This is a genomic window from Tropicimonas isoalkanivorans (assembly GCF_900112335.1).
Taxonomy (GTDB): Bacteria; Pseudomonadota; Alphaproteobacteria; order Rhodobacterales; family Rhodobacteraceae; genus Tropicimonas; species Tropicimonas isoalkanivorans.
Genome location: NZ_FOLG01000013.1, coordinates 109,271 through 134,068, shown reverse-complemented (window position 1 = coordinate 134,068; position 24,798 = coordinate 109,271). Strand labels below are relative to the sequence as shown.

At 62.6% G+C, this 24,798-nt stretch carries 27 protein-coding genes; 10 read left to right on the top strand and 17 right to left on the bottom strand.

All coding sequences use genetic code 11. From position 1 onward, the window contains the following. The first annotated feature begins 63 nt into the window (after positions 1-63). From msrB to BM075_RS18635, 3 genes are read left to right on the top strand one after another with little or no spacing between them, the layout of a single operon-like run. The gene (msrB, locus tag BM075_RS18645; RefSeq protein ID WP_093362206.1) at positions 64-528 is read left to right on the top strand and encodes a peptide-methionine (R)-S-oxide reductase MsrB; all 465 of its coding nucleotides are present in this window, start codon (positions 64-66) and stop codon (positions 526-528) included. Continuing rightward, the gene (locus tag BM075_RS25130) at positions 528-863 is read left to right on the top strand and encodes a CsbD family protein (RefSeq protein WP_342741265.1); all 336 of its coding nucleotides are present in this window, start codon (positions 528-530) and stop codon (positions 861-863) included. The genes msrB and BM075_RS25130 overlap by 1 nt, the downstream gene beginning before the upstream one ends. 3 nt (positions 864-866) lie before the next feature. Continuing rightward, on the top strand, positions 867-1,373 hold the full coding sequence (locus BM075_RS18635) for a pyridoxamine 5'-phosphate oxidase family protein (RefSeq protein WP_093362205.1): 507 nt from the start codon (positions 867-869) through the stop codon (positions 1,371-1,373). Positions 1,374-1,500: 127 nt separating this feature from the next. Here BM075_RS18635 and BM075_RS18630 read toward each other — a convergent pair whose 3' ends face one another. From BM075_RS18630 to BM075_RS18610, 5 genes are all read right to left on the bottom strand, one after another. Further along, positions 1,501-2,241 carry a gamma-glutamyl-gamma-aminobutyrate hydrolase family protein gene (locus BM075_RS18630; RefSeq protein ID WP_093362204.1) on the bottom strand — a complete coding sequence of 247 codons (741 nt, stop codon included), beginning with the start codon at positions 2,239-2,241 and terminating at the stop codon, positions 1,501-1,503. Beyond that, a complete protein-coding gene (locus BM075_RS18625) occupies positions 2,241-3,284 on the bottom strand; it encodes an amidoligase family protein (RefSeq protein ID WP_177208412.1) in 1,044 nt (347 codons plus the stop codon). Before BM075_RS18625 ends, BM075_RS18630 begins: the two co-directional genes overlap by 1 nt. A 134-nt stretch (positions 3,285-3,418) precedes the next feature. Beyond that, positions 3,419-5,134: a sensor histidine kinase gene (locus BM075_RS18620; protein ID WP_143089909.1), complete on the bottom strand. Its 1,716-nt coding sequence runs from the start codon at positions 5,132-5,134 to the stop codon at positions 3,419-3,421. A 101-nt stretch (positions 5,135-5,235) separates the two neighbouring features. Continuing rightward, entirely contained in the window at positions 5,236-5,793 is a 558-nt protein-coding gene (locus BM075_RS18615) for an RNA polymerase sigma factor (RefSeq protein ID WP_093362201.1), read from the bottom strand. Then, on the bottom strand, positions 5,790-5,975 hold the full coding sequence (locus tag BM075_RS18610; RefSeq protein ID WP_093362200.1) for a NepR family anti-sigma factor: 186 nt from the start codon (positions 5,973-5,975) through the stop codon (positions 5,790-5,792). Before BM075_RS18610 ends, BM075_RS18615 begins: the two co-directional genes overlap by 4 nt. A gap of 127 nt (positions 5,976-6,102) precedes the next feature. On the opposite strand from BM075_RS18610, the gene BM075_RS18605 reads away from it, so the two are divergent. Beyond that, positions 6,103-6,912, top strand: a complete 810-nt coding sequence (locus BM075_RS18605) for a response regulator (RefSeq protein WP_093362199.1) — start codon at positions 6,103-6,105, stop codon at positions 6,910-6,912. A gap of 98 nt (positions 6,913-7,010) precedes the next feature. On the opposite strand, the gene BM075_RS18600 is transcribed toward BM075_RS18605, so the two are convergent. Together BM075_RS18600 and BM075_RS18595 are read right to left on the bottom strand one after the other, a co-directional pair. After that, positions 7,011-8,753: a sugar phosphorylase gene (locus BM075_RS18600; RefSeq protein ID WP_093362198.1), complete on the bottom strand. Its 1,743-nt coding sequence runs from the start codon at positions 8,751-8,753 to the stop codon at positions 7,011-7,013. 78 nt (positions 8,754-8,831) lie between these two features. Then, positions 8,832-10,307, bottom strand: coding sequence for a UbiA family prenyltransferase (locus BM075_RS18595; protein WP_093362197.1), 1,476 nt, complete (start codon positions 10,305-10,307; stop codon positions 8,832-8,834). 235 nt (positions 10,308-10,542) lie between these two features. On the opposite strand from BM075_RS18595, the gene BM075_RS18590 reads away from it, so the two are divergent. Next, a complete protein-coding gene (locus BM075_RS18590) occupies positions 10,543-11,496 on the top strand; it encodes an alpha/beta hydrolase (RefSeq protein ID WP_093362196.1) in 954 nt (317 codons plus the stop codon). Positions 11,497-11,502: 6 nt separating this feature from the next. Here the strand turns inward: BM075_RS18590 and trhO are convergent, their stop codons facing one another. Further along, positions 11,503-12,411 (bottom strand): oxygen-dependent tRNA uridine(34) hydroxylase TrhO, encoded by a 909-nt coding sequence (gene trhO, locus BM075_RS18585; RefSeq protein WP_093362195.1) that lies wholly within the window; start codon positions 12,409-12,411, stop codon positions 11,503-11,505. A gap of 93 nt (positions 12,412-12,504) precedes the next feature. Between trhO and pncA the strand changes: the two genes are divergently transcribed. Continuing rightward, positions 12,505-13,107, top strand: coding sequence for a bifunctional nicotinamidase/pyrazinamidase (pncA, locus tag BM075_RS18580; RefSeq protein ID WP_093362194.1), 603 nt, complete (start codon positions 12,505-12,507; stop codon positions 13,105-13,107). A 111-nt stretch (positions 13,108-13,218) separates the two neighbouring features. Then, positions 13,219-14,511: a nicotinate phosphoribosyltransferase gene (gene pncB, locus BM075_RS18575; RefSeq protein WP_093362193.1), complete on the top strand. Its 1,293-nt coding sequence runs from the start codon at positions 13,219-13,221 to the stop codon at positions 14,509-14,511. Positions 14,512-14,533: 22 nt separating this feature from the next. Here pncB and arfB read toward each other — a convergent pair whose 3' ends face one another. From arfB to dapD, 7 genes are all read right to left on the bottom strand, one after another. Continuing rightward, positions 14,534-14,956, bottom strand: coding sequence for an alternative ribosome rescue aminoacyl-tRNA hydrolase ArfB (gene arfB / locus BM075_RS18570; protein ID WP_093362192.1), 423 nt, complete (start codon positions 14,954-14,956; stop codon positions 14,534-14,536). Positions 14,957-15,354: 398 nt separating this feature from the next. Continuing rightward, entirely contained in the window at positions 15,355-15,993 is a 639-nt protein-coding gene (locus BM075_RS18565) for a queuosine precursor transporter (RefSeq protein ID WP_093362191.1), read from the bottom strand. A 127-nt stretch (positions 15,994-16,120) separates the two neighbouring features. After that, positions 16,121-17,017: a penicillin-insensitive murein endopeptidase gene (mepA, locus tag BM075_RS18560; protein ID WP_093362190.1), complete on the bottom strand. Its 897-nt coding sequence runs from the start codon at positions 17,015-17,017 to the stop codon at positions 16,121-16,123. Further along, a complete protein-coding gene (locus BM075_RS18555; RefSeq protein WP_093362189.1) occupies positions 16,981-18,354 on the bottom strand; it encodes an MFS transporter in 1,374 nt (457 codons plus the stop codon). Before BM075_RS18555 ends, mepA begins: the two co-directional genes overlap by 37 nt. 641 nt (positions 18,355-18,995) lie before the next feature. Next, positions 18,996-19,310, bottom strand: a complete 315-nt coding sequence (locus BM075_RS18545; RefSeq protein WP_093362187.1) for a hypothetical protein — start codon at positions 19,308-19,310, stop codon at positions 18,996-18,998. Between the two features lie 91 nt (positions 19,311-19,401). Next, positions 19,402-19,650 carry a GlsB/YeaQ/YmgE family stress response membrane protein gene (locus BM075_RS18540; RefSeq protein ID WP_093362186.1) on the bottom strand — a complete coding sequence of 83 codons (249 nt, stop codon included), beginning with the start codon at positions 19,648-19,650 and terminating at the stop codon, positions 19,402-19,404. A 74-nt stretch (positions 19,651-19,724) separates the two neighbouring features. Further along, positions 19,725-20,564 carry a 2,3,4,5-tetrahydropyridine-2,6-dicarboxylate N-succinyltransferase gene (gene dapD / locus BM075_RS18535; protein ID WP_093362228.1) on the bottom strand — a complete coding sequence of 280 codons (840 nt, stop codon included), beginning with the start codon at positions 20,562-20,564 and terminating at the stop codon, positions 19,725-19,727. 197 nt (positions 20,565-20,761) lie between these two features. Between dapD and BM075_RS18530 the strand changes: the two genes are divergently transcribed. Further along, positions 20,762-21,613, top strand: coding sequence for an LOG family protein (locus BM075_RS18530; protein WP_093362185.1), 852 nt, complete (start codon positions 20,762-20,764; stop codon positions 21,611-21,613). A 41-nt stretch (positions 21,614-21,654) separates the two neighbouring features. Here BM075_RS18530 and BM075_RS18525 read toward each other — a convergent pair whose 3' ends face one another. Continuing rightward, a complete protein-coding gene (locus tag BM075_RS18525) occupies positions 21,655-21,972 on the bottom strand; it encodes a hypothetical protein (protein ID WP_143089908.1) in 318 nt (105 codons plus the stop codon). Between the two features lie 278 nt (positions 21,973-22,250). On the opposite strand from BM075_RS18525, the gene BM075_RS18520 reads away from it, so the two are divergent. Then, positions 22,251-22,799, top strand: a complete 549-nt coding sequence (locus BM075_RS18520; RefSeq protein WP_218152878.1) for a class I SAM-dependent methyltransferase — start codon at positions 22,251-22,253, stop codon at positions 22,797-22,799. A gap of 87 nt (positions 22,800-22,886) precedes the next feature. Next, complete coding sequence (locus BM075_RS18515; protein WP_093362182.1) at positions 22,887-23,411, top strand: HdeD family acid-resistance protein; 525 nt, start codon at positions 22,887-22,889, stop codon at positions 23,409-23,411. Positions 23,412-23,460: 49 nt separating this feature from the next. On the opposite strand, the gene rlmN is transcribed toward BM075_RS18515, so the two are convergent. Further along, positions 23,461-24,648: a dual-specificity RNA methyltransferase RlmN gene (gene rlmN / locus BM075_RS18510; RefSeq protein WP_093362181.1), complete on the bottom strand. Its 1,188-nt coding sequence runs from the start codon at positions 24,646-24,648 to the stop codon at positions 23,461-23,463. Between the last annotated feature and the right edge of the window lie 150 nt (positions 24,649-24,798).

Genomic DNA, 24,798 nt, shown 5'->3' with positions numbered 1-24,798 from the left:
AGCTGCAAGTGGCGCGTCGGTGCTACAGTCCTCGCGTTTGATACGCGGGCACGGGAGGCTCCAATGAACCGCCGCATGGCAATTTTATCCACCACCTGTTTCGGACTGTGCTCCAAGCCCCTGCTGGCGTCCGAGGACAGTTTCGAGATTACGCGCACGGACGAGCAATGGCGCGCGATGCTGACGCCGGCCGAATACCGCGTGATGCGCCAGGAGGGAACGGAGCGGGCTTTCACCAGCCCCCTCAACGAAGAAAAGCGTGCTGGTACATACCTTTGCAAGGGATGCGATCTGCCACTCTACGCCTCGCAGGTAAAGTTCGAGAGTGGCACGGGGTGGCCCAGCTTCTACGAAAGCCTGCCCAATGCTGTTGAGACCAAGGCGGATCGCAAGCTGTTTCTCGTGCGAACCGAAGTGCACTGCCGGCGCTGCGGAAGCCACCTCGGTCATGTCTTCGACGACGGCCCGCCGCCGACTGGAAAGCGGCACTGCATCAACGGAATCAGCCTGCTGTTCGCAGCCGCCTGATGCCCTTTGGCTTTTCCCCGATGCGCGTGAATCAGCCTGCCGACCGCGTGGCAGAGAGGAACATTCGCGCCCATCAACGGTTGATATTGCAGATGGCGCGACGGCTGGTGGCGCCGCTGAAAACGGAGGATTCTGCAATGAACTGGGATCAAGTCCAAGGCAACTGGAAACAGATGAAGGGCAAGATGGTCGAGTCGTGGGGCAAGCTCACCGACGACGAGGTGACGCAAGCTCAGGGCGACCGTGAGCAGTTCGAAGGTCTTATCCAGGAGAAGTACGGGAAGACCAAGGAAGAGGCTCGCCAAGAAGTCGACAACTGGCTGGCGAAGAACTGATTCATGCCTGATCTCGACCTGGCGCGTGAGGCGCCGCACAAGGTAGTCTTTGATACGCTTGAGGATACTACGGCCGGAATGCTCTGGGTCGAGGACAGCCGACAGCACCCGCAACCGATGACTCACTTCGTGGAGCGGGATGCTGGCGAGTTATGGTATATTACGGATCGCAATTCTGATCTGGTTGCGGCCGTGGGGCAAGGTGCGCAAGCACGCCTCACGGTCGTAAGCACCCATCAAGACGTCTATTTGAGTCTGTTGGGTCCGATTGAACAAGTGGATAACCCCGCCCGGCTTGAGGAAATGTGGAGCCCGATGGTCTCCGCCTTTTTCGAGGGGGCAAACGCCGATGAGGCCGACGCACTCTTGCTTCGGCTGACCCTGCGCGAGGCGGCCCTATGGGCAAGCCCACGTAACCCGGTGGTGTTCGGGTTGCGCCTTCTGCGAGCAACGGCTGGCGGAAGCTCGGAGGACCTTGGATTTCATACGGTCCTGAATTTCACAGACTAGATTTTCGCTCTCTCGTGTAACGAGTGCGCCCCGCCGGTCCCCTCGGCGGGGCATTTTTTTGGCGACATCGTCGATGGCACCCTGACCGAGCTTTCAAGCGACCCGACGCGGGAGTGGATCGTGAGCGTCAGGGGTCTGCCATTGCATCTGCGACCGCTTCGGACTGCGCGCCCATTCCGTGCCTTTCGGCAGCGTAGGCACGCGCCGCAGCCACCAACGCTCTGAATATGCGCCGCTGTGACTTGCGATAGAACAGATGTTCGGGGTGCCATTGGACGCCGAGGGCGAAAGGATCGCCGGAACGCTCCACTGCCTGCACCATGCCACCTTCGTCCCGTGCGGAGATCCGCAGGCCGTCGCCCAACCGATCGACGGCCTGACTGTGCAACGCGTTCACCAAAAGTCGCTCGCGGCGGGTGATCCGTGCCAGCCAGGTGTCAGGTGAAGCGACGACCTCCCGGCGAGGGAGGATGGTGTAATATTTCTTTGAGCCGGGATAGGCGGCAAACGCATCCCCGACCAAATTTCCCCCGGCTGCGACGTTGAGCATTTGGGCGCCGCGACAAATGCCGAGAACAGGAATCCCCTCCGACAGCGCCGCTTCCGCGAGGCGCCGTTCCAGATCATCCCGCTCCGGGTCCAGGCGTGCCTCTGCACGTATTTCGCCCCCGTAGATGGTGGGCGATATGTCATCCCCGCCGCCGATAATGAGGCCATCCACTTTTTCGAGATCCGCCGGCCTTCCGGTCCCCCACCTCTGGCCCTTGCCGCCGGTCAGCCACAGGTTGAAAGCCACGAGCGGGAAGATGCGCCAGCCGGAGCGGGCGGAGGTCGTGACTGCGATCGTCGGTCTGCTCGCGTACGACATCACCGCCCCTCGCCATCCGCGTCTGCGCCGACCTCGGGCGAACGGTCTGCCAGTGGACCGAGGATCGACGTGACGGTGGCGTGCCAGTCGTCAGGGCTCGATGCCCCTCCGCTCCATGATTGGAGCCTCGCCAAGACGAGCTCGGACAGGCGCCGGTCGTCGGTAGCCACCGCCTCGACGAGTGCCCATCGGTTCCATTCATAGGAGAGGGACCAGTTGGAGTTTCCGATACGGCAGTTCGGCATCCGGTAATGGTAGGCGGGCCGCGCCGAGACGCTTCCGGCGTTCCCTACGTCCCGGGCAAAGCTCTCCGGCGCCACGGCCGACCAGGCGGGCAACAGGTCCAGCGCATAATTGCGGCTTGAAACGTGTTTGGCCAAGGCATTGAGCAGTCTAGAAAGATCCAGATCGGGCCAGGCTCTTGCCAGTTCCGCCGTCAGAGCGTCCGGCAGCGGATCGGTGAAGGGGAGAATACGGCGGCTCGGATCCGGCGGGTCTCGATGGCGCAGCCAGCTTTCCAGAAGGCAGAAGGCCAATGCGACCCGGGGCATGTCGCTGCCGGCCCGTGCATCCGAAAGCTCCACGTTCAGGTGCAATCCGTATCCACGCAGCAGGCTGGCATCGCTGCCTGCGGCTCCGGCTTCGGCGAGGCGGGAAATCACCGTCTCGACCTTTGGAAGCGCAGCCTGCGGCAGCGGTTCGGTCACGACCTCAAGTGGCACCAAGACCCTACCGAGTTCCACTCCCGCGCGGGCGAGCGGCGTGTCGGTGGCGGGCCGCAGCTTGGTATCGAGGTAGAGCGCGATGTCTCCGTACCGCCCACCCGTCACGGCCCAATCGCCCGCGGCCTTTCGCTCCACCGTGCCGCCAAACGTATCCACGATACAATTCAGAGCGTCATCGGGCGAAATGCTCCCGAACTCTATTTCGACGCCGACCTTGCGTTCCTGCGCGGAACCGGGCGTACCCCGGTCCGGCAGGGGATCGAAGGGGCTTCGCGACTCCGGGGACTGCGGGGTGGACTGCGGAAAGCTACTGGACATGGGGTGGCAACGACTGGCGGTCGGCGATGTTCCCTCCGGATGAAGGGCCACGTCCGGCTCGGGGGGACTGCCATCTGACCTGCTGCCAGTGCCCATGATTTGCCGACTGGACAGGTTCGGCGCGAGCGCGACAGTCAGGCGGATCTGGGATAGGTGGTCGCAAGCGTGGGCGTTGTCGCAATGGCTTCGAAGGGAGCGGGCGTGAAGACCACGCTGAGGGTGTAGGTGTAGGGCCCCTCCTCGATTATCTCCTTCGACTCGAGTTGCCTCGCGAAGGCACGGATGAGCTGCATGCCAAGCCCCGTTCCCTCCGCGCCTGTGGACCCGGACTCGTCCGCAGTGTCTTTCTCGCCATCCGAAGCGATGGAACTCTGGATTGACAGACGGACATGATCGTCGTCAAGCATCTCCAAGGACACCCGCACCCAGCAATCGCCGCTCTCGTCGGTGCCGATGTATTTCAGCGCATTTGTCACGGCCTCGACCGCAAGCAGCGCGGCGGGAACAGCCTGATCCGGGTAGAGGACAACCGGGTCGAGGCGCAATTCGACCCGTGGCCGTGTGTTTCCGGAGGTCCCCATATCCGTCAGCGGCGTGACGACGTCGCGCAGCAGCTCGTCAGCCCGCACCCGGCCGAGACTTTCGGCTTGATACAGGCGCCGGTGAACCGCCGCCATGCTGGTCACGCGCGTGTTGACCCGTTCCAGTGCACCGGCGGTGGCTTTGTTTTTCGTGCGTCGCACCTGCATGTTGATGATCGACGAGATGAGCTGAAGGTTATTCTTCACCCGGTGATGGACTTCCTTCAGCAGCACGTCCTTGTCGTGCATGGCATCCAGAAGTTCCGCCTCGTCCCGCAAAAGCCGGGAGGCGAGGATGCTGAACTCACGCTCAATGATCTCGAGTTCGTTGGGCAGGCTGCCCTCGGGCGGTGGAATGGGCAACTCTCGGTTTCGCGCAAAGCGGCGCAACTGGCCGGCGATGACGCGGACGTGACGCACCACGAGCCATTCCACAGCCATGATCACGAGCAGAAGGCTCGCGAGCCACATGATGATGGGAAAGAGCGCGGGAGACCCCAGGAACCGCCGCAGCGGACGCGCGCTGCTTTCGCCATACGGGGGGGACCATGCCCCGACCGCGTAGACGACGCCCTCGACAATTGGCACCACGGAGTACACTCGACGCTCCCCCGCGCCATTCAGGGCGTCAAACCGCTGGGACCTGTCGTCGACCATGTCCGAGATGAGTCTGTCGCCTGGAAGCCGCTCGGTGGCCACCTCGAGATTCGTGGAGGACGTCAGGATCTCGCCAGCGGAGTTGACCGTGAAGAGATCCATCTTACGATTGCCGATGATCTGGTCGTAAGGATTGTCAAATCGCGCTTGCGGTACGGAAATCGATACATAGCCGGCGAAACCGCCATCGTCCGCCACCACTGGCAGACTGGCGACCAAGACAGGCTCATCGGAGAAGGTACCGTTTTTCTCCAGCATGATATTGGGTCTCTCGGCCCGCATCAGCGCAGAGAAGTCGTCAAGCAGCGTCAAGTCCACGGTGTGATCGACCGTGGAGCACGTCATCTGTCCGGAGACTGGCAAGAAGCCTGCAAAGGCGAACTGCTCCTCCGAATCCCTCTTGAAGCGCTTCATCGCGTCGCTGCACGCTGTCGGATCGTCCGTGAGCTCAGGGATGAAGGCAGCGAGAGCCGTGGCCGCGCCGAATGCCGCATCGATCGTTTCGCGCTCGTGCTGGGCAACCTGGCCGGTCAGGGCGATCAGGTTGAGCGCATTGACCTCCTCCAGGTTCACCTCAAGTCGCGTAGTCTGCCATACGGCGATCAGGCCCACTGGGAGCAGTCCGATAGAAAGAAGCCCGGCCAGCCGGAGAGACAAGCTGCGCCTGAACGGTAGCCGTTTCTCCCCCGGAAGACCCAAGCGCCAGGATCGTATCAACCGACTTGTCCACCGTTGGCCGACACGACTGCATGGGTTGCGGCGTCCGTCATTTCGAACGGGTCGTCATCGCTCAACCGCATCGCTTCGGCGAGCGCTTCGCGGCCTCGATTGAGCCGGCTCTTGATCGTCCCCACCTTGACGCCGCACATGTCCGCAGCTTCTTCGTAGGAGTATTGCATGGCCCCCACCAGCATCAGCACTTCGCGCTGCTCCGGAGGCAAGGTCCCGAATGCGACACGGAAATCGGCAAGTTGCAATCGCCCGTCGTGGGCAGGCTTCTCGGCCAATTTCTGGGTCAGTACGCCGTCCACATCCTCTGTTTCGCGGGATGCCTTTCGGCGGTTCGAGTAAAACGTGTTCCGCAAGATCGTGAAGAGCCAAGCCCGCATGTTGGACCCCTCTTCGAAACGATCCATGTTGGACCATGCTTTCAGAACCGTGTCCTGAACGAGATCGTCAGCGGCGGCAGAGTTGCGCGTAAGGCTCATTGCGAAAGCGCGGAGCACCTTCATGTGGCCGATAAGCTCGGCCTTGGCGTCGTCTCGCTTCAATAGGAGTCTCCGTCCGCACCGCCATATGCCCTGCCATTGGAGCGTGCAGGCACCTCGACCTGCTCCAGCCTATCAAGCAATGACACAAGCCGATCCGGCAGATCGGCACGCGCATCTTCCTCGAAGATTCGTCTCAGGTTCTGATCGATCTGAGTTCTGTAAGTGTCTTCAACTACATTCATACTTCATGCTCATTGCCTTGCTCTTACCCTGAGCCCTAAATTGACTACTAGCATCATTCACCTTTTTCTTGGAACAAACGCGCTGCAAAAATGTTTGTTCCGTGGAAATTGTGCGCTTGGAGACAGCATGACTAATCCAACACCTCCCAAGACTATGTCCGATCTCATCGGGCCACACCTGCCCTATCTGCGGCGCTACGCCCGTGCGCTCACAGGAAACCAAGACAGCGGCGATGCCCATGCAGTCGCCACCCTGGAAGCAATTCTTGCTGACCCCACCTGCTTTGATCACGATCTGGGGGGTAACGTTGGACTGTTCAAAGTGTTCCATTCAATTTGGGCCAGCGCCGGTGCGCCAGTCCCGGAACCGGGGACGGGGCCGCGCGGGCAGGCCACAGCGCACCTGTCCAAGCTGACGCCGAATACGCGTGAAGCGCTGCTGCTTCACACCGTGGAAGGGTTCACCTTCGAGGAAATCGGCGAGATCATGAATATTTCTGCCGATGAGGCCGGTCAGCTCGTGGACCTCGCGCGCGACGAGATGCAACAGGCGATTTTGGGCCGCGTGATGATCATCGAGGACGAGGCGATCATCGCCATGGACCTCGAGGGTATCGTTGCGATGATGGGCCATGAAGTGACGGGCATCGCCCGCACGCGGGACGCGGCTGTGAAAATGGCAATGCGCGATCGCCCGGACCTGATCCTCGCCGACATCCAGCTTGCAGACAATTCGAGCGGGATCGACGCGATCAACGAGATCCTGCCGGAACTGGACGTGCCGGTGATCTTCATCACGGCCTTCCCGGAGCGGCTTCTGACGGGGGAACGGCCGGAGCCGGCCTTCATGATCGCGAAGCCCTATCAACCCGATCAGGTCATCAGCGCCGTGAGCCAGGCGATGTTCTTCGCCTCGACGGAAACGCTGCGCGCCTGACGGGCACGCGCGGACAATAAGCGAAACGCGGCGCCATGACGGCGCCGTGCCCGGTGCGGCCGCAGATCGGTTCGCACAGGGAGGGGCGGCCTAGGGCGTCAATGCCGGTTGCTGATCCAGCGGCACTGATACGGCGCGAAGTCTATCGCCGCGTCGTTGGCCGTAATCTCCTCACCGCTCAACAGATCCACCCAGGCCTCCCCGCCGATCAGATTGATCGCATGTGTGGGGATCGACGCGTGTTCCCGGGTGACGTTGTGAATCGCGAAGATTGATTGCTCGCGGTTTATGCTCTGGCGCCAGAATCCGAAGAAGTCGTCGCCAAGATGCAGCGTGAACTGCGTCGCATTGGGGTGGAACGCCTTCTGCCTGATCCGGACGGAGATCCGGCGTTTCATCTCTGAAAGCACGCGGGCGTGGATCGAGTCGGGGTCCTCAAGATGCTCCCGGAGGGTCGGATAGTCCCACCGGTGACGGTTGATGGCACGATTGATGCCCGTCTTCTCCACGCCGGCATGGTCGTTGGGCGTGGCGAGCAGCGAATGGATGTAGAACGCCGGCAGCCCCTCCAGCGCCATCACGATCGTCTGGCTGCACAGGAACCGCTCGAACTGCAGGTCGTCCGCCCCCTCGACCGTTCCCTTCATCGCGTCGAACCAGGTGATGTTCAACTCGTAGGGCTTCTCCCCGCCGCCCGGGAGCGATCGCATGGAGACGAGCCCTCCGAAGTCCCGGATCGCGCCAACGATGGCGTCCGTCTCCTCTTGGGTAATGAGCCCCTCGGCTCCGCGCATCCCGATGCCGTCGTGGGACGCGGTGAAGTTGAGGTAGGCGCATCCCAGCTGCGCGGGCGGCATGGCCATCTGCCACCGGTTGAGCGCGCGGCTCGTCCCGTTGAGCATCGCGTGCAACATCAGCGGCGGCAGCGAAAAATTGTAGATCGAGTGCGCCTCGTTCATGTTGCCGAAGTACGAGAGGTTCTCCGTGTTGGGCACGTTTGTCTCGGTCAGCAATACGAGCGGTTCGGAGGCGTAGTCGAACAGCAGCCGGATCAGTCGCACGATGGCGTGTGTCTGTGGCAGGTGGATGCAGGAGGTCCCGATCTCTTTCCAGATGAAGGCCACGGCGTCCAGCCGGACGATCCGGACACCGTTGTCCACATGCAGGCGGATGACCCTGAGAAACTCCAGGAGCACGTCGGGATTGCGGAAGTCGAGGTCCACCTGGTCATGGCTGAACGTGCACCAGACGTGCCGAGGGCCGTTGACTGTGCTGACCTCGCGCAAGAGCGGCGACGTCCGCGGACGGACGACGGAGCTGAGATCCTCGTCGGGCGAGGCCTCGAAGAAGAATTTGTCGTACGGCGGATGGCCCTGGCGATATTCCTGGAACCACGTCGAAAAGCTGGAGACGTGGTTCAGCACCAGGTCCGACATCAGCTTGAATTCGTCAGAGATGCGCCGGATGTCGGACCAGTCCCCGAGGTTGCTGTTAACCGTCGTGTAATCCGTGACGGCGAATCCGTCGTCCGACGTGAATGGGAAGAACGGCAGGATGTGCACGCCGCTGATGACACCGGCCACGTTCTTTTCGAGGAAATGCCGCAGCAGATCGAGCGGCTTGTGCATGCCGTCCACGAGCGAGTTGCCGTAGGTGATGACCAGCGTGTCGGTCTCGTTCCACAGGTTGTTGCTGGGGGGCCGGGTGCGGGTTCGGGTGACCGCGCCTTCCGGCCAGAACGCGCTGACGATCCTTTCGCGCAAGTCGGCTTGGTCGGCATTCGGATAGATCTGTTTCAGAAGCGCTGAAAGTTTTGCTTTGAACTTCGGGCTTTTGGGCATGTCACGGACTTCGTTCTGTATTCGGTAGGGTAGATCGCCTTGATTGGAAAAGATCAAGGGCAGGTGCCCGCCAAGACGTCAGCTCACCGCTGCCGCTAACGCAATAAGCACGATCAGACCGCCACAAATTCGGCTGGTGCTGTCTTTCAGGGCAAAAATGACCGGATCGTCATTCATTCTGCCCCTGTGCGTCATCATCACGGCACGGCTGATCCAATAGAGAAGGATCGCGCAGATTCCCCAGAGCATGATCGGAGCGCTGTAATTTGAGGCCACGCCCGGCGTGCTGACGTAAAGCGCGAGCACCAGAACGGCGACGTAGCCGGCGCTCAGTGCCATGCCCGAGACGATTGGCAGATCGGAGGTCACGTAGGCCCGACCGGAAGATCCTTCCCGCCCGGCGTTGAAGTCACTGATGAGTTCGGCCTGCCGTTTGATGGCGGCAAGGGAGAGAAACAGGAAGCCGGAAAAGGCAAGCATCCAGGCCGAGATCGGTATCGCCGTCGCCGTTCCACCAGCGATGATGCGCACTGTGTAGAGTGCCGCCAACGTGCAGATGTCGATGACGAGCTTGCGCTTCAGCCCGAAGGAATAGGCCATCGTCAGGATGTAGTATCCGATCAGCACCGTGAGGAATTCCCACGGCAGGAGCAGCGCGGCGAGCCCGAGCCCACCGAGCAGCAACGCCGGCGCCAGAAGCGAACCGTGCAGCAGCGCCATCTCGCCAGACGGGAGCGGGCGGTTGCGTTTGCGCGGATGGATCCGGTCGGCCTCCAGATCGAGAAGGTCGTTCAGTAGGTACACACTGGAGGCGACCATGCTGAAGATGACGAAGGCGGCCGCGGTTGCCAGCCAGTCTGCAGGACAGGTGCTGTGCGCCAGCAGCACCGGCAGGAAAACGAGCACGTTCTTGGCCCATTGATGCGGTCGCATGGCGCGCAGCCAGGAGCGGTTGGGTTTCATGGCGTGAAGGGAGCCAAGGTGTTCGGCCCCCTCCAGCGCCGCGGCCTCTGCGTCTGCCCTGACATTGGCCGGTGCGTCGACAGTTATCGCGCGCCGCGCTGACCGCCAGACGTCGAGATCCGCCGGGTGATCGGCAATGTAGTCGTAGCCACCCTTGCCGTATCGCTGGACCAGAAAGTCCGCCTTCGCCGCTCCCTTGAGGTTCGTATCGCCGTTGGAGGCGTGAATCTCGTCGAACAGGGCAAGGTGGTCGCCTATCTGTTCGGCGAGTGCCCGGTCCGTCGCTGTGACGAGCGCCACGCGTCCCCCGGCCTCTTTATGCGCCCGGATGCGGTCCAGAACCTCGTCGTTGTAGGGCAATCGTTTCACGTCCACTTCGGCAACTTCCGCCAATGCCTGCTTGAAGGCGGCCTTGCCCTCGGGAAGGCGGGAGAGTGCGCGGAGCGCGGTGGGGAACCCGCGGCCAGCCACGTTCCACCAGCTTTCCAGCAGCATATCGCTGCGGATCAGCGTGCCGTCGAGATCGACCGCGAGAACTGGCGGGTTTTCCGCCGCTTTCGGTTCGGCGTCACGGGGTTCGGTCACGGGCATGTTCCTGGGCGCAAGAGCGTCATCAACCTGGCTGTCGGTGCCGGCCCCTGAGCGGTGCCGTTCGTTGGGAAACCTATGAGCCCCAAGCGCTTGCCGCAAAGCACGCTCCGGCGGCAGGTAGGCTTTTGCCGAGATGGTGGTGCCTCGGTCACAACGAACGCGCCTTTTCTTGCGCTGCGGCGCAGCATAATCTGGGTCAGCGGCGCGTGCGGCGCAGAGGGAACTGGAACGGATCATGAGAGGCGACACGTTGGAAACGACCACTCCGGCCGCGGTGGACTATCAGGGATGGGCGCTCTCTCGGCATGAGCCGGCGGAGGTGTCACAGCCGCACGATTTGTTGTTCGTGCATGGCATGGCAGGCGGAAGCTGGGTGTGGACGGAAGAGTGGTTGGCACGTTTTACCGACGCGGGCTACCGCTGCTGGACCTTGACCCTGCCCGGCCGGGGTTCCGGCCCGACGGCAGCATCGGACCCCGGCGCGGTGGGTCGGGCAGTCCTGCGCGCCGTCGAGAACGAGGACGCGCGCGGCGTTGTGGAGGCCATCGCGGCCGCACTTCCTGGAACGCCGCTTTTCGACGGCCCCGATCTTGGCGATTACACCGACGCACTCACGGAAGCGCTTGCCGCGATTGGAACGCCGACCGTCGTGGTCGGTCATTCTCTCGGCGGTGCGGTGGCGCAGAACCTTCTTCGGAGGGGGACGCGTCCCGCGGGTACGGTGCTCCTGTGTTCCGCACCGCCCTATGGGCTGTGGCGGGCCTCGATGGAGATGGCCTTCACCAACCCTCAACTCTGGAGAGCTTTGTTCGCCTACTCGCTCTTCGGCCTCGCGGCGGTCGATCTGGAGGTAATGCGCCGGAATCTCTTTCCCGGCGGGATCGAGCAAGGCCAGTTCCTGCGGATGCTCACCCGTCTCACCGACGAGTCCCTTGCAGCGACCGCCCGCACACGCGGCTTCCCGCCCTTCGCCCCGTTGCCGGGACCGCGCGCGGACATTCTGGTGATTGGCGGCGGTCAGGATCGGCTGGTTCCGCCCTTGGATATTCACCTGACCGGGATGTACTACGCCACCCGTCCCCGATCTGTGGAGGGAGCGGGTCACATGCCGATGTTTGAACCACAATCCTATCGGCAGACCGCGAATTTCATCCTGGATTGGCTGCCTCGGCTAACCCCGCACCGCTGAGAAGGCTCAGCACTCGGCGCCCAAATGGCGTGCGCCGCGCTTTCGCGCGAGCAGGACCTGCCGCTGACGCTCCCGGAAACGCTCCCGATCGGCGTCGCTGAATTCCTCCGCGCAGTGCGGGCACCGGACGCCTTCCTCGTAGGCAGGTGACGTCATGTCGGCGGGGGAGACGGGGCGGCGGCAGGCGTGGCACATCGCATGAGTGCCCGGCTCCAGCCCGTGTTTCAGCGCCACCCGTTGGTCAAAGACGAAACACTCCCCATGCCACAGGCTGTCTTCCTGAGGGACCTCTTCCAAGTACTTCAGGATGCCGCCCTTCAAGTGAAAAACCTCCGCTTCGCCCAGCCCAAGAAGGTAATTCGTGGATTTCTCACAGCGTATGCCGCCAGTGCAGAACATCGCGATGCGCTTGTTGTGGAACCGGTGGCGGTTGGCCTCCCACCAGGCGGGAAAGTCGCGGAACGTCGCGATCCCGGGGTCCACCGCACCCTCGAAGGTGCCAATGGCGACTTCATAGTCATTCCGGGTGTCGATCACCGCCACGTCGGGGGCCGAAATCAGCTCGTTCCACTCCGCAGGCGAAACGTATTGCCCAACGGAGGCGCGCGGGTCGACGTCTGGCTGTCCCATGGTCACGATCTCGCGCTTCAGCCGAACTTTCATCCGCCCGAATGGCATCGCGTCCGTGTGGCTTTCCTTCCATTCGAGCGCAGCGCAGCCCGGGAGGGACCGGATATGAGCGAGCACTTTGCCAATGCCCGCAGCGGGCCCTGCAATGGTCCCGTTGATACCCTCGGTGGCAAGCAACAGGCTGCCGCGAACACCTTGTTCCTCGCACACGGCCATGAGCGGCGCGCGAAGGGCATCCGGATCGTCAAAACGGGTGAAGTGATAGAGGGCAGCGACTGTCAGCATGGCTGCTTGACTACGACCGATCATCGCTCCGGCACAAGGTTCCATTGACCTGCGCTCGCCGGTTGCCTAGCCAAGGGGGAGGAGGTGGTTGACATGACCGAAGCCCTGATCGTGATCGACGTACAGAACGACTTCTGCCCCGGCGGTGCACTGGCCGTGCCCGGTGGCGACGAGGTCGTGCCGGCAATCAACGCCATGATGGACAAGTATGAGGTGCGCGTCTTTACGCAGGACTGGCACCCTGCCGGCCACGCATCCTTCGCCTCCGAACATGCCGGCAAGGACCCGTTCGAGGTGATCGACATGCCATATGGCCCGCAGGTGCTCTGGCCGGATCACTGCATCCAGGGCAGCGAGGGCGCGGCCTTTCATCCAGACCTCGCCACGGATCCGGCGGACCTTATCATCCGCAAGGGGTTCCGCCGCCAGATTGACAGCTATTCCGCATTTTTCGAGAACGACCGCGAAACGCCGACCGGGCTCGAAGGCTACCTGCGGACGCGCGGCGTGGATCGCGTCCGCCTTGTTGGGCTCGCCACGGATTTCTGCGTGCTCTACTCGGCGGTCGATGCGGCGAAGCTCGGTTTTTCGGTCAGCGTGGACCTCGCGGCGTGCCGGGCCATCGACCTCGATGGGTCGCTGGCCGCGGCGCTGGAGTCGATGCGAGAGGCCGGCGTCAAGCTTGACGGCGCCTGATCGCGCGCCACCTGAACCAGTAGAACGGCGGTTTGCGCGGCCTGGGGCGCGGCTCTTTCAATTCGTGACCACGAAAGATAGCTTCGCAGCCGCAACTTCAGGAGAGGCGTCATGGTCGACATCGCCACACGGGTCTGGAACCACAAATGGAAGATAGACCCTATCGTGCGGTCGATGATCGACACCGATTTCTACAAACTCCTGATGTGCCAGTCGATCTTTCGCAACAAGCCCGATGCGCGCGTCACCTTCTCGCTGATCAATCGAACGAAGGATATCCGGCTCGCCGATCTGGTTGACGAAATCGAACTGCGCGAGCACCTCGACTACGTCCGTTCGCTATCAGTGACGCGCGGCGAGAGCACATGGCTGCGCGGCAACACGTTCTACGGCAAACGGCAGATGTTCCGCCCCGACTTCATGGAGTGGTTCGAGAACCTTCGGCTCCCCGAATACCATCTCGAAAAACGCGACGGCCAGTATGAATTGACCTTTGAAGGCGCCTGGCCCGAGGTGATGTTGTGGGAAATCCCGGCGCTCACGATCCTGATGGAGCTGCGCAACCGCGCGGTCCTGAACAAGATGGAGCGCTTCGAACTGCAGGTGCTTTACGCCCGCGCCATGACCAAGCTATGGGAAAAGGTCGAACGCCTGCGGCAGGTCCCGGCGCTCCGCATCGCGGACTTCGGCACCCGGCGCCGCCATTCGTTCCTGTGGCAGGACTGGTGCGTGCAGGCCTTGATCGAAGGTCTGGGCGAGACCTTCATCGGGACCTCGAACTGCCTGATCGCAATGCGCCAGGAAGTCGAGGCGATCGGCACCAACGCGCACGAACTTCCCATGGTCTATGCCGCGCTCGCCGAAAACGACCGCGAACTGGCCCGGGCCCCCTACGAGGTTCTGGAAGATTGGCAGGAGGAGCACGAGGGCAACCTGCGGATCATCCTTCCTGACACCTTCGGGACCGAGGGATTCCTGAGGAACGCGCCCCACTGGCTGGCCGGCTGGACCGGTATCCGTATCGACAGCGGCGACCCGGCCGCCGGCGCCGAGGCGGCAATTGCTTGGTGGAAGTCGCGGGGAGAGGATCCGCGGGAGAAGCTGGTGATCTTTTCGGACGGGCTGGATGTGGACAAGATCCTCGAACTCCAGAAGCAGTTCGAGGGCCGCGTGAGACCGAGTTTCGGCTGGGGCACCCTGCTGACCAATGACTTCCGCGGCCTTGTCCCCGATAACGCGCTGCGCCCGTTCTCGTTGGTCTGCAAGGCTGTCAGCGCTAATGGTCACCCCACCGTTAAACTGTCCGACAATCCCAACAAGTCGATGGGGCCGGCGGATGAGGTGGACCGCTACAAGCGTGTGTTCCACGTCGGCGCACAGGAGGCGATGGAGGTCATCGTCTGAGGGCGCACCGCCCTATTCGCGATCATTCCTCGTCCACGACCTTTCCGCGAAGGGCCTTGACCGAGCCCCTACGGGTTTTCGCGTCCACCCGCCGCCGCTTTGAGGCGAGCGTCGGCCGCGTCGGGATGCGCCGTTTCGGCTTGACCGTGGCCTGCCGGATCAGATCGGCAAGGCGCTCCCGGGCGATTTCCCGGTTGCGCGCTTGGCTGCGTGTGTCCTCGACCCTCAACACGAGCGCCCCGTCTTCGGTCCAGCGCCGCCCGGAGAGGCGCCGCAAACGGGATTTGACCGGGCCGGGCAGATTGGGGCTTCGTGCCGCTTCGAAACGCAATTCGACCGCGGTCGACACCTTGTTGACGTTCTGCCCGCCGGGGCCGGAGGCGCGGATGAACTGCTCGGTCAGTTCCCAGTCTTCGATGGTAATCTCGTCGGTGATTTTCAACATGCCCACGTCTCCTCGCGCATTGGATAGCCCGGATCGCACCTCCGCCTCCAGCCCCCGAAGGAAATCGCTGTCTGGCCTTCTTGTGTCTGAAAATATCCTCGGGGGGAGCCTGCCGGACCGCGTCCGGCGGGCGTCGGGGGGGCAGACAGCCCTACGGCGACGGACCTCACCCGAGCGATGACAAACGAAAAGAGCCGCTCCCTTAGGGAACGGCTCTCCGAGTTCTCTTGGAGGTGAGGTGTCCTACGTGAGCCCATAAGCTCGTCGGGTGGCTACCTCGAGGGCTGCCTCAGTGGCGCGCCTCCCCGATTTTTCCGACACCTCTCTCCAGCATGACTCTCGACACTGGATCACCTCCTTTCGCTTGTTTCCGTTGATGCCAGCCTGCCACAGGCCGGTTACGTGTCAATGAATTTTCGCGTGTCCCCGGTGAGGTGTTGCACGATGACGCGAAACGGCACCAAAGCGAGCAAAGCGAGGGACAGTTTGACCATCCAATCGGCAATCGCGAGAGAGGTCCAGAGCGGTGCGACTGGCCCGACGCCGAGCATCGGCAGCGTCTCCTGCGCCCAGAGGGGCGTGTTTACCGGCTCCAACCCGTTGAATGAAGCCGAGAAGGCAATGGTGAAGAAGATCACCGTGTCCAGTGACGACCCCACCAGGGTGGAGGCCAGCGGTGCTCGCCACCACTGCCCGTCCCGCAGGCGGTCGAAAACAAAGATGTCCACAAGTTGCGCTGCGAGGAAGGCCGAGCCGGAGGCCAAGGCAACCCGCAAAGTCACCAGCGGGCCGAATTCACCCATGATCTGGCTGCCGATCAGCGAGCAAATTACGCCCACGACGAACCCGGCGAGAACCACGCGCCGCGCGGGACCCGGGCCATAAAGGCGGTTCATCAGGTCGGTCACGAGGAAGGCGAAAGGATAGGTCAGCGCGCCCCACGTGAGCCATTGGCCCAGGAGATGCTGCACGAGAATATTGGAGGCCACCACGATAGCGGCCATGGCAAGAATGCCGGGAAGGTGTTTACGCGTCATGTGTCGGGTGCCCGTTTTGACAAGGTTGCGGCGACTTGCCCCCGGTGGGGGAGAGCGGTCGTTTATGCAATTTGTCGCGCCGGCGCAAGCGGTCATGCGCCGGCGGGTGCGGGCAATGGGCGCGAATCTAGCGGGAGGCCAGAACGTCGCGACACTGGTTCGGCAGATCGGCCAAGGTGTAGTCCCGCGGGCTGCGTTTCTTCGGTGCCGGTTTGGCGGGCTGGGCAGACTTGGGCGGGTTCAGCATGTCCGTCACCCACCAGACGAGCGTCTCGTCACACCCGCTGCCGCCGTTCGATATCTCGGAGACGGTCGGCGTCTGGGTCCGGCAGGCGGCGGATCCCTTGGGGCACTTCAGCCGGACGTGAAAGTGGTAGTTGTGCCCGTAATAGGGGCGGATCTTCTGGAGCCACTTCCGGTCACTGCGTTTCGCCGACTGGCAGAGGGCGATCTTAACCGGCGGCGTGACGAAGATCCGGTCCACCCGAGAGTCGCTGGCGGCACGTTCCAGAAGCGCCGCATGGGCGGGCGTCCAGTTTCCGTTGACGCTCCGTTGGTCCTTGGAGCGGACGTCGATGGAGGAAATGCTCTCCCGCTGGCTGCGGGACAACCGCAGGTTGGTAGCGGGGCGCATCCAGATGTCCGCGTCCAGTCCGATCTGGTGCGAGGCGTGGCCCGAAGTCATCGGCCCGCCGCGTGGTTGCGATATGTCGCCGATATAGAGGCCGTTCCAGCCCGGCAATCGGGCGGCATAGGCCGACAGGTCCACGAGGAACTGAACCATCTCCGGCTGACCGAAGTTGCGGTTGCGAGACAATCGCATCGCCTGCCATGTCGGCCCGGTCTCGGGCAACTCGACGTTCCCGGCGGCGCACCCCTTGGAGTAGAAACCGATCGGGTGGGACTCCTGCCGCGACGGCGCGTTCTTCGCCCCGAAAAGCTGATTGGCCTTGGGCTCGGCCGACACCGGCAAGGCGGCAAGCCCGATCAGGGCTGCGGCGAGGACGGATCGGATGGTGGACATACTGCTCTCTCCCCATCTTGTTTGACCCACCTTAGCAGCAGCAGGCCGAACAAAAAAAGGATTATGAGTGGCGTGATGCCAAGGGGTTGAGACCCTGTCAGATCGGAGACGATCCCGATGCTGAGGGGCGCGAGGAAAGAGGTGGCCTTGCCGGTAAGGGCGTAGAGCCCGAAGGCTTGTGTCATCCGCTCCGGGTCGCCCTGCCGACAGACCATGGTCCGGCTGGCGGTCTGAAGCGCGCCGCCCGCCGCGCCGATGGCGGCACCCAGGATGTAGAATGTGATATCAGGCAGGCGGGAGTTCGGGTCCGTCGGCATTCCGAAAACGCTTTCCCGGGAAACGAAGACGACCATGACACACAGCGCGGTAAGGATCACGACGCACGTCGTTATGACGGGCTTGGGTCCGAAGCGCCCGTCCGCGTGGCCGCCGATCCAGGCGAAAATCGCGGCGGCGATCACCGCGAGGATGCCGAAGATGCCGGTGTCGATGACGCTCCAGCCCAGCACCCCCGCCGCGTAGAGGCCGCCGAACACGTATAGACCGTTAAGCGCATCACGGTAGAACATGGAGGCCGCGAGATAGGCGGAGAGAGACGGCGTTCGCGGCAGGTCGCTCAACGTCCGCCGCAGTTCCGGCCAGGCGTCGCGCAGCGCCTCCCGCACCGGCTCCCGCGCATGCCCGCTTGGCTCCCGCACCCAGAGGAAGAAGGGGACCATGAAAACCGTGTACCAGAGCGCGGTAAAGGGCCCCACGAAACGGGTGCCCTCCCGCGACGCGGGATCGAGGCCGAGGGCAGGGGGGCGCCCCAACAGGGTCGTGCCGCTGCCATTCTCTGCAAAGAGCAGCAGCGTGAGGACGAGTGCGATCAACCCGCCGACGTATCCGAACGCCCACCCGCTGCCGGAGATCCGGCCGATCTGCTCCGGGGGTCCCAGGTCCGGCAGGAGGGAATTGGTGAAGATCGTCGCGAACTCCATCCCGATGATGCCAAGCCCGAAGAGCAGCAGCACGAGCGCCAGGTCCCCGCCGTCGGGCCGCGCCAGCCAGACACCGCCCGCGCCGATCACATAAAGCGCGGAGAATGCCCAGACCCAGGCAATCCGGTGCCCGCCCCTGTCGGCCATCGCGCCGAGGAAGGGGGCAAGAATTGCGATCAGCAGCCCAGCGGTCCCGATGGTGTATCCCCAGGCGGCCTGCGCTTCGGCGCCATCGGCAAGCAGGTCCTTGACGTATGGGCCAAAGATGAATGTCAGCAGGAGCGTGTTATAGGGCTGGCTGGCCCAGTCGAAAAAGAACCATCCCCAGAGTCGCTTGCGGTTGGAGATGCCGTTCATGCCTGTTTTGCGCCCCGATAGCCTGTTCGCGTCATTGAGCACGAAGCGTCTTGTGACAACAAGGCGATGCGCGAGCCGTCAGCCACCGATGCGTAGAACCTTTCGCGCAGCAATGGGAGTGCCGAAACGCGCGCGATGGGCCGCGGCATCGTACGGCGTGAGTGGGCTGCGGGCGAGTTCCACGACGTGGGCTGCGGTCTGGAGACGGGCGGCGGCGATATGCGGTGCCTCCGGCGCCTCATCGGGCAATTGAAGGCGGGGGTGTGGGTGAGCCGTCGGCCGGCTGTCAGTCGACGTGGCGTGATCCGCGCGTGGAGGTATCTGACGGGGAGGCTTGGGCGCCGACATCGCCATCTCGCGGGTTGAAGCCGGTGCCGTAGTGGAGCGGCCCGAATTACGGGAGATCGACGCAGCTTCATTGAGGCCTGGCGCGGGGAATTGCGTTGAGGCCAGCGTTGCTGCGAGCAGCAGGGCCGCTACCGGAGAAACATAGAGGAGGGTCGGGCGAAAGGTCATCACGCAGCACTGGGTTCGGAGTGCGCCGGAGCGCGTTGGCACGGCGGACGGTGGCCTCAGCCCAGTCATGCCGCGCCAGAAACCTGCAGCATCTTGCCTAACAATCTGTTACAAGAAATGCCGCTTTAGTCGAAGAAGGGGGTCAACTGGGCCACGATGACTGAATTTTCGGCCAGAGCGCGGTCCATCAGGTCCCGCTCCTCCTGCGGTACGTCGTGCCCTTCCTCCAGTCGCTCGGAAAGTGTCCCATAGCCGGTTACATCCAGCGGGGCGAGGTCGGCCTGCTTCAGAATTGCGACAGTCTCCCGCACCGCTTCTGCCTCGTCCACACCCGACGCATAGCACATGAGAGCAGCGCCGGTGGCGCCCTCGGGAAGCCCATCGTCGGTATGTCGCCCAACCTGGACCAGAAGCGTGAAGACTTGATGTTCGCGTGTCATGCAGGGACAGGTCGTTCAAGCGCGTCAGGGTGTCAACGCAAAACGCCGCGCCCAGGGGGCACGGCGCTTAGAAAAATCCGGAGATTTAACGTCAGGTGCGGCCTTTGATGGCGCGCCAGGTAAAGATCAGGCCGCAGGCACCGATGATCGCGACAATCAGGTACGCGAGCCAGCTGTCAGAGGCATAAAGACCAAGGAGCGTTCCGAGAATGAAGTTCAGAACCGCAGCCCCGACGATGCCGAGGATGATGTTGGTCAGAAGGCCGTGATTGGCGTTCATGATCTTTTCCGCGATCCATCCGGCCAGACCGCCGAGAATAATGGTGATGATCCAGCCCATTCAAACACTCCTTTTTGATGCATGGTTTGAGTTCATAACGTCGGAGTCGGCGTTCCGTTCCCTACCCAAGCTGTTCAATCCCGCAAAAGGTCGTTTATGCCGGTCTTGGACCGCGTTTTCGCATCAACCCGCTTCACGATGACGGCACAGTAGAGATTGATTCCATTCTTCGACGGCATCGATCCCGCGACCACCACGGAATACGGCGGCACCTCACCATATATCACGTCGCCGGTCTCGCGGTCCACGATCTTGGTGGACTTGCCGATGAACACACCCATCCCGAGCACCGAGCCTTCGCGGACGATACAGCCCTCGACCACCTCCGAGCGGGCGCCAATGAAGCAATTGTCCTCGATGATGGTGGGGCCTGCCTGCATCGGCTCCAGCACGCCGCCGATGCCCACGCCGCCGGACAGGTGCACGTTCTTGCCGATCTGGGCGCAGGAGCCGACCGTGGCCCAGGTGTCGACCATCGTGCCCTCGTCCACGTAGGCGCCGAGGTTCACGAAGGAGGGCATCAGCACCACGCCCGGCGCGATGAAGGCCGATTTCCGCACGATGCAGTTGGGAACCGCACGGAAGCCGGCCGCGCCCCATTCATTGTCTCCCCAGCCCTTGAACTTGCTGTCGACCTTGTCCCACCAGTGGCCGCCTTGGGGGCCGCCGTCCTGTTGCTCCATGTTTTTTACACGGAAGCCGAGAAGGACCGCCTTTTTCGCCCACTGGTTGACGTGCCAGGAGCCGTCCTCCTGTTTCTCGGCGACGCGCAACTGCCCGCTGTCGAGCGCGTTCAGCGTATCCTCGATCGCCTCCAGGGTCTCGCCGCCGGTGTGCGGGGTGATCGTGTCGCGGATCTCCCACGCGGCCTCGATGGCGGCTTCCAGTTGCGCATTCTTGTTCGCGGTCGACATGCCCATCCCCTTCGCGTTTGTCCTGTGCCTGAGGCCGAGGCTATAGAGGCCCGGTCCCGTGCAGGCAATCGGCCGGTTCTGCAATTGGGGGTCAGCCAGAGCTGCCAGCCGTTTCCGACCGCCGTCGCGGCAATGGGCTTTTCACTCACCAGGCGGCGGGATAGCGTCAGGCGATGAAGAAAAAAGGGACAGGCAGGATGACCACGGACCACGCCAACCGATCGTTCCGCGACGCTCAGGAGGATATTCAGTCCACCTCGGTCGTTCCGGACACGCCGCAGACGCGCTCGCCGGCCTACCGGCTGGCCTACGACGATCTCGACTTCATCCTACGGGACGATTTGCGTCCGGTGCGCCTTCAGCTCGAACTCCTGAAGCCCGAGATCATGATGACCGAACAGGGCGTGGATTCAACGATCGTTCTCTTTGGTGGCGCGCGAATACAGCCGCCCGAACGCGCCGACTCCGCGCGGACACCCGACATCGCCCTCATGAGCCGTTACTACGAAGAGGCGCGGCGCTTCGCCCGGATCATGACTGAGCGCAGCCTGGAACGCTCCGGCGGCCGAGAGGACATCATCGTCACCGGCGGCGGCCCAGGCGTCATGGAGGCCGGCAACCGCGGTGCGGCGGACGCCGGCGGCAAGTCCATCGGCCTCAACATCGTTCTGCCGCACGAACAGGCTCCGAACCCGTGGGTCACGCCGGAGCTCTGTTTCAATTTCCACTATTTCGGTGTGCGCAAGATGCACTTCCTGATGCGGGCACGCGCCATCGCGATCTTCCCCGGCGGATTCGGCACGCTCGACGAGTTGTTCGAGGCGCTGACCCTGATCCAGACCGGGCGAATGCGGCAGGTGCCGTTCCTGCTCTTCGGGAGCGAGTTTTGGGCGAAGGTCATAAACTTCGACGCCCTCGCTGACGTGGGCACGATAAGCCGTGAGGACCTGACGCTCTTCCGCATCGTCGACACGGCCGACGAGGCCATAGAAGCAATCGACTCTTGGGACGGCGCGGGCAAGAAGCGGGAATTCGTCCCCGAGGATTAACTCGCTCCGCGCCCTTCCATCGTTCCGAAACGGTGAGCTGTTCAGAGCCCGGCTTCCGCCGCTCGTTGCAGCCCCATGCCGAGGAACACGAGCCCCATGATGACGAAGAATGCCAGACCGCTGAAGGCATAGATCATACGTCCGGCGGGGCTGAACTCCGAGAAGTGCCGGTACATCTGATTGACCGGTACACCGCGCGGTTTCATCACCAGTGTCAGGCCAAAGGTGATCGCGAAGACCACGATGAGAGGGAGCAAATAGGCGTCCATCCAGTCTGGACCCCGGACAAAGCCAAAATCGAAAGCCAGAACGGGTGTCGGGAGAAAGACAAGGGACGTCAGTGCAATGGATCGAATCACGATCACCTCCAGTTTCCAATATGGCCGTATCGGATGACGCCGGGCATCGGCATGACCCAATCATTCTCGATATCGGATGGATTCCAACAAAACCCGACCGCAAATCGTTAGAATGGAGGTAATCTGGTGGCGGTGAGGATCTCGCGCCGTAAAACCCTCACCACCATGGCCCGCAGCGGGAGAAAGCCATGGCCGACAGGTCAGCGCATTGGGAGGCAATATACCGACGGAAGGCTGAGGAGGAACTCGGTTGGTATGAGGAGGAAGCGACACTTTCGATGGACCTGATCGCCGCCTACGCCACGCCGGGGGATCCGGTCATTGATGTGGGGGGCGGCCAATCACGCCTGGTCGATGGTCTGTTGTCTGGCGGTTTCGGCCCGGTGACCGTACTCGATCTCTCCGAAACCGCGCTGCAGGCAAGCCAGGACCGCCTCGGTGAACGCGCGGACGCGGTCGAATGGATTAAGGCCGACATAACCCGTTGGCTTCCGGAAAAGGGGCGGCACTGGCAGATCTGGCACGACCGCGCCGTGTTTCATTTTCTCACCGATCCGCCGGATCGCACGGCCTATGTCCGCGCCATGCGGGCCGCTCTCGCCAAGGGTGGCCGAATTATCATGGCTACCTTTGCCGAAGACGGGCCGGAGCGCTGCGCCGGGCTGGACGTCCAGCGCTGGTCCTCAGAGGGGCTCGCGGCGGAGCTCCACCGGATTGCCCCGAAACAATTCGACCTCCTCGAAACCCGGCGACACATTCACCGCACGCCGTCGGGGGAAGAACAACGATACCGTGTCAGCGTATACCGTCGCGGCGTGATAGATTGAGATTCCCGAGGTCTTTCATATAATTGTTGCTTTTTATCGGCGAACCGCGCACCGAATACATATGATTTTGGTCAGAGGGGAAATAAAATGACCAACAGAATCCTTTGGTTAATCATGGCGCTTATCGCCCTCGCAGGTGGCTTTTTTGCACTGCTCAATCCCATTGCGGCCAGTCTTGCGGCCACGACCATCGCAGCCTGGATGTTCCTGCTCTTCGGGGTGCTGGAATTGATCGCCGGCTTCCGCGTCTCCGGCATGGGCGCAAAGATCTGGACGATCCTCATGGGGGTGCTGATGATTTATCTTGGCATCACCATTCTGGGTCATCCGCTCAGGGGTATGGTCACGCTGACGATCATGGTGGGCATCCTGTTCCTGGCCGGCGGGATCACCAAGGTCATCTTGTCGTTCTCGATGGAGGACCGGAGCTACTTCTGGGCAATCCTGCTGTCCGGCGTCGTGTCCATCATCCTCGCGTTCATGATCTTCTCCAACTTCCCCATGTCGGCCCTCAATGTACTCGGCATCCTGCTGGGCGTGGAACTCCTCTCCAACGGCGTATGGGCGCTCGCCATGGCGTTCAGCCGCGACGGCGTGGAAGTGGACGCATAGCAGATCGTAAAACCATGCGGCGGATCGCTTCAGATCCGTCGCATCTGCATCAGCCGGCCAAGCCGGTCTCGGCGGCAATCTGCGCCCGGCTTTTCCGGGCGCGCTCGGTGGCGGACTTGAGTTGACCGCACGCGGCCATGATGTCCTCGCCGCGCGGCGTCCGGATCGGACTGGCGTAGCCGGCCTTGTAGATGATGTCTGCAAAGGCCTCGATCCGCTCCCAGTCGGAGCGTTCATAGGGAGCGCCGGGCCACTCGTTGAACGGGATCAGATTGATCTTGGCCGGGATGCCCGCAATCAGCTTTACCAGCCGCCGCGCATCCTCGTCGCTGTCATTCACCCCCTTGAGCATTACATATTCGAAGGTGATCCGCTCGGAGTTGGAGAGCTTCGGGTAAGCGCGCAAGGCGTCGAGCAATTCCGCGATCGGCCACTTGCGGTTGATCGGTACGAGCTTGTCGCGCACCTCGTCCGTTGTCGCGTGGAAGCTCACGGCCAGCAAGCAGCCGATTTCTTCCGCCGTCCGCGCGATTTCCGGCACAATACCGGACGTCGATAGCGTGATCCGGCGGCGGGAGAGCGAAATCCCCTCGCCGTCCATCACGATCTGCATCGCATCGCGAACCGCCTCGAAATTGTAGAGCGGCTCGCCCATTCCCATGAGAACGACGTTGGAGATCAGGCGACTTTCGTCCTTGGGATGCCGCCCCGGCTCAGGCCACTCGCCAAGATCATCACGCGCCAGCATCACCTGCCCCACGATCTCGCCCGCCGTTAAATTGCGGACGAGCCTTTGCGTACCAGTGTGGCAGAAGGAGCATGTGAGCGTGCAGCCGACCTGGGAGGAAATGCACAGCGTGCCGCGCCCCTCTTCCGGGATGTAGACGGTTTCGACTTCGTGTCCGCCGGCGATGCGCACCAAGAACTTCCGCGTCCCATCCGCAGAGACCTGCTGAGAAACGACCTCGGGCATCTGGATGCAAAACCGCTCGGCCAGTTCCGCCCGGTACGCCTTCCCGAGATTGGTCATGGCCTCGAAGTCGCGCACGCCCTTTTGGTAGATCCATTGCCAGATCTGATCGACGCGCATCTTCGCTTTCTTCTCTGGCGTCCCATTTGCAATCAGGACCTCGCGCAACTGCGGCCTCGTTAGCCCGACCAGATTGATCCGGTCGGTTTGAGGCAAGTTACGGGCAATGGTCACAACGTCCTGCGTGATGGGGGCGCTGGCGGGCATGGGCAGATCCTTTGGGGTCAAGGCGCCGATATACCGAGTCTCGGGTCCTTTTCCAAGAGGCGGCGACGTGGGGTCCGGACTTCGGGCAACTGATTTGGCTTCAATCGTCGGAATTGGGTATTTTCACCAACAAGAAGACCACCCGTCAGG

What these genes read in the sequence shown, in the direction of transcription:
- msrB (WP_093362206.1), top strand. Translation starts at nt 64, where the DNA reads ATGAACCGCCGCATGGCAATTTTATCCACCACCTGTTTCGGACTGTGC.
- BM075_RS25130 (WP_342741265.1), top strand. Translation starts at nt 528, where the DNA reads ATGCCCTTTGGCTTTTCCCCGATGCGCGTGAATCAGCCTGCCGACCGC.
- BM075_RS18635 (WP_093362205.1), top strand. Translation starts at nt 867, where the DNA reads ATGCCTGATCTCGACCTGGCGCGTGAGGCGCCGCACAAGGTAGTCTTT.
- BM075_RS18630 (WP_093362204.1), bottom strand. Translation starts at nt 2,241, where the DNA reads ATGTCGTACGCGAGCAGACCGACGATCGCAGTCACGACCTCCGCCCGC.
- BM075_RS18625 (WP_177208412.1), bottom strand. Translation starts at nt 3,284, where the DNA reads ATGTCCAGTAGCTTTCCGCAGTCCACCCCGCAGTCCCCGGAGTCGCGA.
- BM075_RS18610 (WP_093362200.1), bottom strand. Translation starts at nt 5,975, where the DNA reads ATGAATGTAGTTGAAGACACTTACAGAACTCAGATCGATCAGAACCTG.
- BM075_RS18605 (WP_093362199.1), top strand. Translation starts at nt 6,103, where the DNA reads ATGACTAATCCAACACCTCCCAAGACTATGTCCGATCTCATCGGGCCA.
- BM075_RS18600 (WP_093362198.1), bottom strand. Translation starts at nt 8,753, where the DNA reads ATGCCCAAAAGCCCGAAGTTCAAAGCAAAACTTTCAGCGCTTCTGAAA.
- BM075_RS18595 (WP_093362197.1), bottom strand. Translation starts at nt 10,307, where the DNA reads ATGCCCGTGACCGAACCCCGTGACGCCGAACCGAAAGCGGCGGAAAAC.
- BM075_RS18590 (WP_093362196.1), top strand. Translation starts at nt 10,543, where the DNA reads ATGAGAGGCGACACGTTGGAAACGACCACTCCGGCCGCGGTGGACTAT.
- trhO (WP_093362195.1), bottom strand. Translation starts at nt 12,411, where the DNA reads ATGCTGACAGTCGCTGCCCTCTATCACTTCACCCGTTTTGACGATCCG.
- pncA (WP_093362194.1), top strand. Translation starts at nt 12,505, where the DNA reads ATGACCGAAGCCCTGATCGTGATCGACGTACAGAACGACTTCTGCCCC.
- pncB (WP_093362193.1), top strand. Translation starts at nt 13,219, where the DNA reads ATGGTCGACATCGCCACACGGGTCTGGAACCACAAATGGAAGATAGAC.
- arfB (WP_093362192.1), bottom strand. Translation starts at nt 14,956, where the DNA reads ATGTTGAAAATCACCGACGAGATTACCATCGAAGACTGGGAACTGACC.
- BM075_RS18565 (WP_093362191.1), bottom strand. Translation starts at nt 15,993, where the DNA reads ATGACGCGTAAACACCTTCCCGGCATTCTTGCCATGGCCGCTATCGTG.
- mepA (WP_093362190.1), bottom strand. Translation starts at nt 17,017, where the DNA reads ATGTCCACCATCCGATCCGTCCTCGCCGCAGCCCTGATCGGGCTTGCC.
- BM075_RS18555 (WP_093362189.1), bottom strand. Translation starts at nt 18,354, where the DNA reads ATGAACGGCATCTCCAACCGCAAGCGACTCTGGGGATGGTTCTTTTTC.
- BM075_RS18545 (WP_093362187.1), bottom strand. Translation starts at nt 19,310, where the DNA reads ATGACACGCGAACATCAAGTCTTCACGCTTCTGGTCCAGGTTGGGCGA.
- BM075_RS18540 (WP_093362186.1), bottom strand. Translation starts at nt 19,650, where the DNA reads ATGGGCTGGATCATCACCATTATTCTCGGCGGTCTGGCCGGATGGATC.
- dapD (WP_093362228.1), bottom strand. Translation starts at nt 20,564, where the DNA reads ATGTCGACCGCGAACAAGAATGCGCAACTGGAAGCCGCCATCGAGGCC.
- BM075_RS18530 (WP_093362185.1), top strand. Translation starts at nt 20,762, where the DNA reads ATGACCACGGACCACGCCAACCGATCGTTCCGCGACGCTCAGGAGGAT.
- BM075_RS18520 (WP_218152878.1), top strand. Translation starts at nt 22,251, where the DNA reads ATGGACCTGATCGCCGCCTACGCCACGCCGGGGGATCCGGTCATTGAT.
- BM075_RS18515 (WP_093362182.1), top strand. Translation starts at nt 22,887, where the DNA reads ATGACCAACAGAATCCTTTGGTTAATCATGGCGCTTATCGCCCTCGCA.
- rlmN (WP_093362181.1), bottom strand. Translation starts at nt 24,648, where the DNA reads ATGCCCGCCAGCGCCCCCATCACGCAGGACGTTGTGACCATTGCCCGT.